At 37.0% G+C, this 11,555-nt stretch carries 10 protein-coding genes; 3 read left to right on the plus strand and 7 right to left on the minus strand.

Features of this window, described 5'->3' with window-relative positions:
* Positions 1–29 precede the first annotated feature (29 nt).
* Positions 30–2,882 carry a phosphoenolpyruvate carboxylase gene (ppc, locus tag NSCAC_RS06470; protein WP_197744008.1) on the plus strand — a complete coding sequence of 951 codons (2,853 nt, stop codon included), beginning with the start codon at positions 30–32 and terminating at the stop codon, positions 2,880–2,882.
* Positions 2,883–2,902: 20 nt separating this feature from the next.
* Here ppc and ggt read toward each other — a convergent pair whose 3' ends face one another.
* Genes ggt through NSCAC_RS06500 form a run of 6 tightly spaced genes read right to left on the minus strand, consistent with a single transcriptional unit; the run spans position 2,903 to position 8,640 of the window.
* Positions 2,903–4,582: a gamma-glutamyltransferase gene (ggt, locus tag NSCAC_RS06475; RefSeq protein ID WP_197744009.1), complete on the minus strand. Its 1,680-nt coding sequence runs from the start codon at positions 4,580–4,582 to the stop codon at positions 2,903–2,905.
* Positions 4,583–4,601: 19 nt separating this feature from the next.
* The gene (locus tag NSCAC_RS06480; protein ID WP_197744010.1) at positions 4,602–4,862 is read right to left on the minus strand and encodes a YfhL family 4Fe-4S dicluster ferredoxin; all 261 of its coding nucleotides are present in this window, start codon (positions 4,860–4,862) and stop codon (positions 4,602–4,604) included.
* 5 nt (positions 4,863–4,867) lie between these two features.
* Positions 4,868–5,356 (minus strand): pantetheine-phosphate adenylyltransferase, encoded by a 489-nt coding sequence (gene coaD, locus NSCAC_RS06485; RefSeq protein WP_197744011.1) that lies wholly within the window; start codon positions 5,354–5,356, stop codon positions 4,868–4,870.
* A 6-nt stretch (positions 5,357–5,362) separates the two neighbouring features.
* Positions 5,363–5,953, minus strand: coding sequence for a 16S rRNA (guanine(966)-N(2))-methyltransferase RsmD (rsmD, locus tag NSCAC_RS06490; RefSeq protein WP_197744012.1), 591 nt, complete (start codon positions 5,951–5,953; stop codon positions 5,363–5,365).
* Positions 5,934–7,247, minus strand: a complete 1,314-nt coding sequence (locus NSCAC_RS06495) for a M16 family metallopeptidase (protein ID WP_197744013.1) — start codon at positions 7,245–7,247, stop codon at positions 5,934–5,936. Before NSCAC_RS06495 ends, rsmD begins: the two co-directional genes overlap by 20 nt.
* Positions 7,237–8,640 carry a M16 family metallopeptidase gene (locus tag NSCAC_RS06500; protein ID WP_197744014.1) on the minus strand — a complete coding sequence of 468 codons (1,404 nt, stop codon included), beginning with the start codon at positions 8,638–8,640 and terminating at the stop codon, positions 7,237–7,239. Before NSCAC_RS06500 ends, NSCAC_RS06495 begins: the two co-directional genes overlap by 11 nt.
* 111 nt (positions 8,641–8,751) lie before the next feature.
* Between NSCAC_RS06500 and ftsY the strand changes: the two genes are divergently transcribed.
* Both ftsY and rpoH read left to right on the plus strand, forming a co-directional pair.
* Positions 8,752–9,813, plus strand: coding sequence for a signal recognition particle-docking protein FtsY (gene ftsY / locus NSCAC_RS06505; RefSeq protein ID WP_197744015.1), 1,062 nt, complete (start codon positions 8,752–8,754; stop codon positions 9,811–9,813).
* A gap of 78 nt (positions 9,814–9,891) precedes the next feature.
* Positions 9,892–10,752, plus strand: a complete 861-nt coding sequence (gene rpoH, locus NSCAC_RS06510; protein ID WP_197744016.1) for an RNA polymerase sigma factor RpoH — start codon at positions 9,892–9,894, stop codon at positions 10,750–10,752.
* A 17-nt stretch (positions 10,753–10,769) separates the two neighbouring features.
* On the opposite strand, the gene NSCAC_RS06515 is transcribed toward rpoH, so the two are convergent.
* Positions 10,770–11,549 carry a S1 family peptidase gene (locus NSCAC_RS06515; RefSeq protein ID WP_197744017.1) on the minus strand — a complete coding sequence of 260 codons (780 nt, stop codon included), beginning with the start codon at positions 11,547–11,549 and terminating at the stop codon, positions 10,770–10,772.
* Positions 11,550–11,555 lie beyond the last annotated feature (6 nt).

The following is an 11,555-nucleotide window of genomic DNA, read 5'->3' on the forward strand; positions in this document are numbered from 1 at the left end:
AATTAGTTAAAAAAACAAAAATATATTACATGATTAATAGGATTGGATCTCATTCTGTATCGGAAGTAAATTCTACAGTTAATTTAAAAGATAAAGAACTCCGGGCTCGGGTAAAGCTTTTTGGTAATTTATTAGGTAAGGTTATTCAGACCCAATCGGGAGATAGAATATTTATAGCAGTTGAAACCCTACGGAAAGGCTATATTGGTTTAAGGAGAAGTGAGAATACCTATAAAAGAATTCGATTACAGAATCTTATTAATAAACTCAATCCAGAAACCTTAACAGAAGTAGTACGTGCTTTTAGTACTTATTTTAGCTTAGCTAATTTAGCAGAAGAAGCTTATCAGTATCGCTTACGCCAGCGGCGTATTAATGCAGGAGGACCTTTTTGGAAAGGCTCCTTTGAAGAGACTTTCCAAGAAATAAAAGAAAGTGGTGTAAGTCTAGAGGAATTACAAAACTTACTTAATCGTCTTGCTTATATCCCAGTAATTACTGCCCACCCTACCGAAGCAAAGCGGCGTACTGTAATGGATCATTTGCGTAAAGTATTTGTTACTAATAAAGCTTTAGATGAGGCACGCCTTAGCCAACGAGAAAAAGAGACGATTCATTATCAGCTTTCCCAAGAAATCCAAATTTTGTGGAAAACTAATGAAGTTAGAGCACGTCGTCCACAAGTGCGAGAAGAAATTATCAATGGTCTTTTTTATTTTAAGGTTAGCCTATTTCAAGCGATTCCTGCTATTTACCGACAGCTAGAGAATGTAGTTGAAAAAGTATATGGGGATAGTATTACCACAAATAAAACCATTCATATTCCAAGTTTTATTCATTTTGGTTCTTGGATCGGTGGTGATCGGGATGGAAACCCTAATGTAACCGCAGAAACTACAATTATGGCTGCTCGCTTACAAATGAGAATTGCTCTACGACATTATTTAGGGCGAGTATCTGAGTTAATGCGTATTCTTACCCACTCAATCCCTTTAACCACACCGTCAAAAGCACTTATCAGTAGTATTAATTATGATCTTCGTGATTGTCCAGAAGCTTTCTTAGATGATCCTACTCGCTTTAGCCACGAACCCTATCGCCGTAAACTTCATTTGATTCGCCATCGATTGCAAGATAATTTGCAAGCTGTTGAAGTAAAACTAAAGCCAGAAAATAAGCTTATGCCCCCAAAAGGGGTAGGATACACTTCAGAATTTCAATTTCTGCAGGATCTTTATTTAATTCGGGACAGCTTAATTAGCCACAAAGATGGTAGTATTGCAAATAATGAGCTGCAAGATTTAATCCGACTGGTTGAAAGTTTTGGATTTTATTTACTCAAACTAGATATACGTCAAGAATCTGCTCGCCATACCGAAGCAGTTGCAGAATTAGTCAGATCCCTCAAAATTCATCCTAACTATTTGGAACTTACTGAGTTAGAGCGCCAAAAAATGCTCTCTGAGCAGTTAAGTAATAAAATAGTACATCTTTTTGATCAAAGCCAGCTTTCATCCGTTACTCAAGAGATATTGAATACATTTTATGCAATAAAACAAATGTGCCAAGAGATTAGTCCTCATATTCTCGGCCACTATGTTATCTCCATGACTCATACGGCTAGTCATGTACTTGAGGTGATGTTTTTAGGAAAGATAACAGGGCTAATCGATGAAAAAGAAGAGCAGGTTTCTTGTCTTTTGAAAGTTTCTCCTTTATTTGAAACGATAGAAGATTTAGAACACATTGAGCCAGTCATTAGTGCGTTATTAGAAAATCCAAGCTATCTATCTCTACTTAAAATTTCAGGAAATCAGCAAGAAATTATGATTGGCTATTCTGATTCCTGCAAAGATGGAGGAATACTTGCTTCTTCCTGGAAGCTCTATGAAGCCCAGAAAAAGGTAGTTTTTCTTATGAAATCTTCTCAAGTAGATTGTCGTATTTTTCATGGACGAGGCGGTACAATTGGTAGAGGAGGTGGTCCTACCTTTGATTCTATACTTTCCCAGCCTCAAGGTACCGTTCATGGGCAAATAAAATTCACTGAGCAGGGAGAAGTACTCTCATCTCGCTATAGTAATTTTGAGACAGCAATTTACGAACTCAGTATGGGTGTTAGCGGTTTGATTAAAGCCAGCATCACCACACGTCCTGATCCTAAGGAAAAACAAAATTATTTAAAGATTATGGGGTTTCTAGCCAAGGAAGGAGAGAAAGCTTATCGAGAATTTACTGAGAATACACTAGGGTTCCAAGATTATTTTTATGAAGCTACCCCCGTGAATGAAATCGGACTTTTAAATATTGGTTCTCGCCCATCTCATCGAAACAAAGGAGATCGTTCTAAAGCATCAGTACGTGCTATTGCTTGGGTATTTTCTTGGGCACAATCACGGCATACATTCCCAGCTTGGTATGGAATTGGATCTGCCTTAGAAAAATGGCAGCAAGAACACCCAAATCAGCTTGAAAAGCTACAGAGGATGTATCGAGAATGGCCCTATTTCCGGGCCATGTTAAGTAATACTCAAATGTCTCTAGCAAAAGCAGAGCTGCGCATTGCCCAGCAATATTCTCAGTTATGCTTAGATCCTGAGGTAGGATCGCAAGTTTTTGCAATGTTTAAAAATGAATATAAACGCACAGTAACCCAAGTATTGCAAGTCGTTAATGTGCAAAAACTATTAGAAGAAAACCCAACTTTAGAACTCTCTCTTAAGCGTAGAAACCCCTACTTAGATCCTTTGAATCATATTCAACTTACTCTACTAAAAAGAGTTCGAGATCCATCTTTAAGTACTGAAGAGCAACAAGCTTGGATGGATCCTTTGCTACGTTCTATTAATGCGATTGCCACAGGTATGCGAAATACTGGTTAATTAATTAATCTAGTTATTTATTATTGCACTAATGCTTCTCCTGTCCCCCTGGGGTCGCTTGCAGCATCAACGATCCCTTGTTCCCAATCCCAAAATACAGCCTGCATGTTTCCCCAAGTATGGGTATTTGCTTTCAAGTGATGCCCTAAGGTTTGTAACTTTTTTATTGTTTCAGGGCTAAAAGCTTTAGGCTCATACTCTACTTCATCAGGCAAATATTGATGGTGAAATCTAGGAGCAGAGACTAATTCTATAAGATTTTTCCCTTCCATATGATTCAAAATACCCAAAAGTACCATGGTAATAATCCGACTACCTCCAGGAGCACCTAGTACTAATACACTATGATTATCTACTACAAAAGTAGGAGTCATACTTGATAAAGGGCGTTTTCTTGGTAATATCTCATTTGCTTTATTCCCTACTAAGCCATAGACGTTTGGTACACCGGGGGAAATAGAAAAATCATCCATTTCATCATTGAGTAACACGCCAGTACCTGCAGGTATGAATCCGGAACCAAATGGATAGTTAATACTTAATGTTGCTGCTACCCAATTACCCTCTTGGTCTATAATTGAAAAATGAGTAGTATCTTGCCCAGATTCCTTATATTCTGCAGTAGACAAAAAATTGCTAGGTGTTGCTTTATTTAAAGAAATACTAGATCGTAATCCTGCTCCATAATAAGGATGAATAAGTTGTTCCATAGGAATATGTATAAAATCAGGATCTCCTAAATACTCAGCCCGATCTCGATAAGATCGCCGCATTGCTTCAATTGTAAGATGAATTTTCGATACTTTCGGTAAAGTGAAGAAATTATCTTGGTTTAATGTATTAAGCATTGTCATCAATGCGATCCCACCTGCAGAAGGAGGACTTGCTGAAATAATAGTAGCTTTATGGTATTTTCCTTTAATCGTAGATCTCTCGAGTACTTTATATTGTGCTAGATCCTCTAAAGTCCAAATACCCCCTGCTGTTTTTACCCCACTGACTAACTTATTTGCTATATTTCCTTGATAAAAACCAGTTGCCCCATGCTCTGCAAGTGCAGTTAATGTATTTGCTAAATCAGATTGTTTAATTTTTGCTCCGAGTTGAGGGACCGCTCCATTTTTTAAAAAAACTTGAGCAGTATTAGGGTAGTATTTAAGAACAGGTAAACGAAAATTTACCATTCTGAGAAAATGTTCATTAGCTTCAAACCCTTGCTGAGCATAAGAAATTGCGGGGGCTAGCGTTTGTCTTAAGGATAGTCGACCATAATTTTTAGTAAGATGATCCAAAGCAGCAGGTAATCCAGGAATAGCAGCAGCAAGAGGGCCATCTACTGAGTCTCTATTTCTTACAGATCCATGTTTATCCAAATACATATTTGGTGAGGCAGCAAGAGGGGCTCGCTCTCGCCCATCAATCATAATATCTTTATTGTCTTTAGCTCGATGTAATAGCCAAAAACCACCTCCCCCAATTCCTGAGCTGTAGGGTTCTACCACCGCCAAAGCAGCACTAATAGCCACTGCTGCATCAAAGGCATTACCTCCTTCACGAAGTATTTTAGCCCCTGCTTGCGTAGCTAGAGGATGTGCACTAGCAATTGCTGCTTTAGGTGGTTTTCCTTGGGATCTAGCTAACCCAGAAAAAATAAATAGAAGTATGAATAATATGAAAGTAAAAATTGAACGTAAGATCATTTAAAAAATTATCTATTGCTTAATTTTCTGCTTTATCAAGGTTAAGTAATTGATATTTAGCTTCCAACTCTTCTTTTATTTCTTTATGGTTCGGGTCAGGAATAATACATTCTACTGGGCAAATTTCAACACATTGGGGTACATCAAAATGACCTATACATTCAGTACAGCGATTAGCTTCAATTTCATAAATTTCCTCTCCTTGAAAAATAGCATTATTTGGACATTCTGGCTCACAAACACCGCAGTTAATACATTCATCTGTAATTAATAATGCCATGATGTTTACTCCTTATCTAATTTTTTAGCCAATGCGGTCATAACACAGGGATGGACAAAAGCAGAAACATCTCCTCCTAATGATGCGACTTCTCGTACTAAACTAGATGAAATATAAGCATATTGTTCAGCAGGAGTGAGAAATAATGTTTCTACCTCAGGGGCTAGGTGGCGATTCATGGTGGCAAGCTGAAATTCATACTCAAAATCAGAGACTGCCCTTAATCCTCTAATCAAAATTTGTGCATTACAAGAACGGGCAAGGTCTGCTAACAGCACATTAAATCCTTGTGCTTCTACATTTGAATATTTAATTAGTGATTCTTTTGCTAACGAAACCCTCTCTGCTAAAGAAAAACAGGGTGTTTTTATTGGATTTTCTGCAATTGCAACAATCACCTGATCAAAAAGTCGGGCAGCACGATCAATCAAATCACTATGACCACGAGTAATAGGATCAAAAGTACCCGGATAAATAGCTATTATTCTTGCCATAAAATATTATATTTCTTTAAAAACTACAGAGTAGCTTACTTCTCCTGTTTGTTTGCTACGAAGCTTTGTCCAGGTATTGGGTAGTGCTAGAAGGTCATTTTTTTTAGATTCCTCAATATAAATATAACTCCTACGAGCAATCCAGTGATTTTGTTCTAAAGACTGAAATACAGGTAATAATAATTTAGACTCAAAAGGGGGATCTAAAAAGATAATATGAAAAGGCTGATTAGCACTATTTTCTAGATAATGCAAACTATCTTGATAAATAGCCGTTATCTTTTGAGTGGCTAGATAAGTAATATTTTTTTGAAGTATTTGGTAGGTTTTTAAATTATTTTCTACCATCACAACTTGCTCTGCTCCCCGAGAACACGCTTCAAACCCTAACAGGCCACTACCAGCAAATAGATCTAAACAACGAGCTCCTTCAATAACAGGTTGAAGCCAATTAAAAAGAGTTTCTCTGATTCGATTTGGCGTGGGGCGTAACCCAGGTTCCGCAGGAACCCTTAATTTCCGACCACGCCAAGTACCACCAATAATTCGAAGGCGATTTTCTAAAAAATCACTTTTGCTATTTTTCTCTGTTTTCACCTGCCATTACTGTAACTATTTGGTTTAAATTAATTCTATTTTTGAATGCTATTCGAATCTGATCGGCGGTGATCGATTCTATTTTAGAAACAAATTGATCTAAGTAATCTAAAGGTAAGTGATAAAAGCCTATTGCTGCTAATTGTTGTACTTTTTTTCCATTACTATTTAAATTTAAAGGAAAACTACCAACGATATTTTGTTTTGCTAAAGTCAATTCCTCTTCCGTAGGACCGTTTTCAATAAAATCCTTTAATGTTTGATTGAGAACTTTTAATGCCTCAGCCGCTTGTTCGTTACGAGTCTGTAATGAAAGGATGTATGGACCTTTACTATGCATGGGTACAAAATAGCTTGAAACCCCATAAGTTAGTCCTCGTTTTTCCCTAAGCTCAATGCTTAATCGAGAAACTAAGCCGCTTCCACCTAAAATATGATTTCCAACGTATAAAGGAAAATAGTCTGGATCATCTCTTGTGATCCCAAGGGTACCTAGAATAATTGTAGTTTGGGTAGAGGGATAGGCAATTGTATTTTCCTTTGAAGCATTGATCACTGTTACTTGGGGTAAACTTGATGCTAAATCCCCTGTTGGAATTCCTTGCATTAGAGTTTTAGTAAGCTTTTCTGCTTGACTGTGAGTAAGTGCACCTACCATACTAATGGTTGCATTTTTTTCCACATAGTATTTTCGATAGAAATCGAGAACATCATTTCGGGTAAGGGTTGCTAAAGTCTTTGCAGTTCCTAATGATTGGTGACCGTAAGGATGATCGCCATATAAAAATTCATAAAAGGAGCGACTAGCTAAACTACTTGGAGATTGCTCTTGTCTTTGTAAGGCCTGCTCCATTTGACTACGTATCCGTATAAAAGATTTATCAGGTACAGAAGGTTTTGCTAAAATTAAAGCTGTGGTCTCTAATGCTGAGGTTAAAACATCTTCTTTAGTTAAGCTGCGCAGATTTATAATCGCCATATCTCGAGCTGAATCAGTACTAAACTGTGCTCCTAGATTATCAAAACGCTCTGCAATAGCATCAGCATCAAGATTCCCTGCCCCTTCATCTAATAATGCATTACTGAGTTGAGCAAGGCCAAATTTACCTCCATCCCTTGCTGATCCCGCATCAAAGATAATTCGTATATCTACCATAGGTAATTCATTAGCTTGAATGAAATATACTTGAGCACCATTAGTAGTCTTCCAATGCTCAATATTATTAGTAGAAGTTGCATGCCCTAGAGTAGGAATAATCCACAGTAAACATAAAATAAACCTATTAAGAAGCATGATTACCCCCCTTTAGATTAGAGGTTGTTGGTTTTTCTTGGTTTTGCTCTTTTGAATGGTTAGATACGGGTACTAATTCTCCCTTTATCTGGTTATTCTCTATTAAAAATTCTTTTGCAACCATTTGAATCTGCTCAGGAGTAATTGCACTAACTTGATCTACATACTCATCTATTAAACGCCAATCTAACCCTACAGTCACTAGCGTTCCTAATTGCATTGCTTGATAAAAAATGGAGTCCTCTTCATATATTTGGTGGGCAATAACTTGGTTTTTAATCCGTTCTAATTCTTGATTACTGACTAATTCTTTTTGCAATTTTTCTATTTGTGCCAGAAATGCTTTTTCTAACTCTTCTACAGTATGTCCTGAGGCTGGGGTACCAGAAATAACTAACTGATCAGTGGATCGAGCATATAAATTATAATCTACCCCTACATTTGCAGCTATTTGACTGCCTCGTACTAGATCTTTGGAGAAACGTGCACTTGCTCCCCCATCTAAAACACCAGACAATACTTCTAAAGCATAAGCTTTCCATTTATCTTCCTGTTTTTCTATGGTATTAATTACGGGTACTTTCCAGCCCAGCAATAGATAAGGAATTTTTGCAGATACCTTAACAACTACTTGCCTAGATCCAGTCCGAGTAATTTCTTTTTGTGACTTAGGTGGTGTGATTTTTTCTGACTTTAAACTTCCAAAATATTGTTTTGCTAAACTATATACTTGATTAGGATCCACATCTCCTACAACAACAACCGTAGCATTATTAGGAGCATACCACTTTTGATACCATGCTTTTAAATCATCAATGTCATAATTTTTAATATCGTCCATCCAACCAATTATAGGGTGATGATAGGGGCTACTTAAAAAAGAGATGCTATTAAAATTTTCATAAGTAAGTGCATTTGGGTTATCTTCAGTGCGCATGCGACGCTCTTCCATGACTACTTCTCGCTCTTTATCCAATTCTTTATCCTGGAGTAGTAAATTTCTCATCCGATCAGCCTCTAAGCGAAAACTTGTAGGTAGCTGGTCGCTCGCCATTTGCTCAAAATAAGCGGTATAATCACGGCCAGTAAAGGCATTTTCTTCACCTCCGTGGGCAGAGATAATTTGCGAAAACTCATTAGGTTTTAAAGTTTTTGTTCCCTGAAACATCATATGTTCTAGCATATGGGAAATACCCGTGATGCCGCCGTATTCATAACTGGATCCTACCTTGTACCACACCTGAGAGACCATCACAGGTGCTCGATGATCTTCCTTAACTAAAAGGGTCAAGCCATTTTCTAAAGTAAATTCAGATACTTTAGTTGATGCCCAAGCTGGAGATGATTCAGCAATGATAAACAAAGATATTAAAAAATAAGTGATTACATTCATTTTTTACTCATATGTTAAAAATGGTAAACTGTTTAGTAGATATCCATAGTATAACTATCTCTGATAGTGAATAGTAAAAAACCCTAAAATTCCTACTTAATTTAAAGAGCTATGGCAAGTTTTTTTAAATATTGGCAAAAACCCTCAGAAGAAAAATCTAATACGTTAGAATTAAAAGATTCTAATGTGGATACTACCTCTGAAAAAGATCAAGAAACCCCTCAAGAAGAAGCAAAAAAATCTTTCTTTGGACGTTTGTACGAAGGTCTTAGTCGCACTAGGGGTAATCTTACTCAAGGTATTGAAAACCTCATCCATGGTAAAAAATCGATTGATCATGCTACTTTAGAAAAAATTGAGACCCTACTACTTACCGCGGATGTAGGGGTAGAAGCTACACAGGAAATTATTGCTGATCTTACCCATCGCCTTTCTCGTAAAGAGGTCATGGATTCAAAATTGCTTATGGAAGCGTTACGAGAAAATATGGAATCATTACTCGCTCCTAGTAATCAACCTTTTACTATTTCTAACATTGAAGGGATAAATAAGCCCTTTACTGTGCTTATGGTGGGTATTAATGGCGTAGGTAAAACTACTACCATTGGTAAGTTAGCAAAAAAATTTCAAGAAGGAAATTACTCAGTCATGCTCGCTGCAGGGGATACTTTTCGCGCTGCAGCGATAGAGCAATTACAAGTGTGGGGTGAGCGTAATCAAATTCCCGTTATTGCTCAACATAAAGGGGCAGATTCGGCCTCAGTAATATTTGATGCGATACAATCAGCTAAAGCACGAAATATAGATATTTTATTGGCAGATACTGCGGGCAGGCTCCATACTCAAGCTAATTTAATGGAAGAATTAAAAAAAGTTAAGCGAGTTATGGGTAAAGCTGATGGAAAAATGCCTGATGAAGTACTACTTACCATAGATGCAGGTACTGGTCAAAATGCACTTAATCAAGTATTGCAATTCCATCAAACAGTTGGATTAACTGGAATCATACTGACCAAATTAGATGGTACTGCAAAGGGAGGGGTTATTTTTGCGATCGCTAAAAAAATAGGCCTTCCTATTTACTTTATCGGAGTCGGGGAAAAGATAGATGATCTTCGGCCTTTTAACAAAAAAGAATTTGTTGCCGCACTGCTTGGATTATCCCATCCTTAAAATAAGGAACTTATCTCTATTTTAGCACTCTTAGCATTAGAGTGCTAAAATAGAGATAATTAATACAGTGAGAGGACTATGGACATAACACTATCTGATAACAATAGATTAATGCCTTCAATTACTAGTAACAACAGCCTAGATTCTTATTATCGAGAGATTAGCAATATACCAGTGCTTAGTGCTGATCAAGAATATGAACTTGCTTGCCGCCTAAGAGATGGAAATGATCTTGAAGCAGCAAGATGGCTGATTCTCTCTCATTTACGCTTTGTTGCCTATATTGCTCGTGGATATACTGGCTATGGATTAGCACTTACCGATCTTATCCAAGAAGGAAATATTGGTCTTATGAAGGCAGTGAAACGCTTTGATCCAGCGCAAAAAGTACGTCTAGTTTCTTTTGCAGTGTATTGGATTCGTGCTGAGATTCATGAGTTTATTATACGTAATTGGCGAATAGTTCGAATCGCTACGACTAAAACACAGCGTAAATTATTTTTTAAACTACGGAGTACTAAAAAACATCTAGGCTGGCTTAATACTCAAGAAAGAAATGAAATAGCAGCTGAGTTAGCAGTTAGCCCTGAGCATGTGATGGAAATGGAAGCACGCTTAAGTGCTCAAGATAATTCCTATGATATAAAGAATGAAGATGAAGAATATACACTAGCTCCAGTAAATTATCTTACGGATATATCCACAGATCCTGCGTATCAATTAGAGCAGCTAGACTATGATGAAACTTATAATAAAAGATTGCAGCAAGCACTTGCAAGCTTAGATGAACGAAGCTTAGATATTGTTAACCAACGATGGTTAACAGATTCTAAAAGTACGCTTCATGATCTCGCAGCAAAACATAAAATTTCTGCTGAGAGGGTTCGGCAATTAGAAAATAATGCTATGAAAAAACTACGTGATACAATAGGAAATTGATCTACTAACCCCCCTATTTAGAAGGGGGATAATCCTGAATCCTTAAGTAAAGCATAGACATGTTCTACTGGAATCGCATAGGTAATTCCACTAGGATCTTTTAGTACGTTCTCTCTACTCCCTTTTACAAAAACCATATTAATTACGCCTAACACCTTACCAGTACTGGGATCATAAAGTGGGCTACCACTATTTCCAGGATAAGCGGTAGCATCTAACTGAAATACCATAAAAGGTTTGTGGTTTAATTGCTGAATACGTTGAGGATTAAGATCTCTGGTACTTCTCCCTGCTGTAGCAATAGGAACGATTGCAGAGATAATTCCTCTATGAGTTACAGGATATAGCCCTAGCACAGGCCCTATTGGAAATCCTGTAAACGCAATGTGCATACCTTCTTTTACCTTTTGCATACTTCCTAAAGAAAAATGAGGTAAAGTAGGTCCATTTATTTTTAATAAAGCTAAATCATGAATAGAATCTACAGAAACAATTTTTGCTTGATATAATTTCGGGTTAATTCCAACAAAAACTCCAATATATTCATTACGTTCAGTATCTATTTTTTCGGGTAATACATGGGCGTTTGTTACCACATGTAAGCCATCTGCAACTACAAATCCAGTACCTGAATAACTAGCCTGTATTCCTCGAATAGAAGAATAAGTGCCTATTCCGACCACTGATGCTTTAACATGAGTGATAGTTTCAGAAAGATTAGCTGCAATTGCTGCACTACTAAAAATTAAATAAAAAAACAAACTTCGTGATAGAGGGTTTAAAGTAGAAAAATACATATCACT

Source organism: Candidatus Nitrosacidococcus tergens (assembly GCF_902810445.1).
Taxonomy (GTDB): Bacteria; Pseudomonadota; Gammaproteobacteria; order Nitrosococcales; family Nitrosococcaceae; genus Nitrosacidococcus; species Nitrosacidococcus tergens.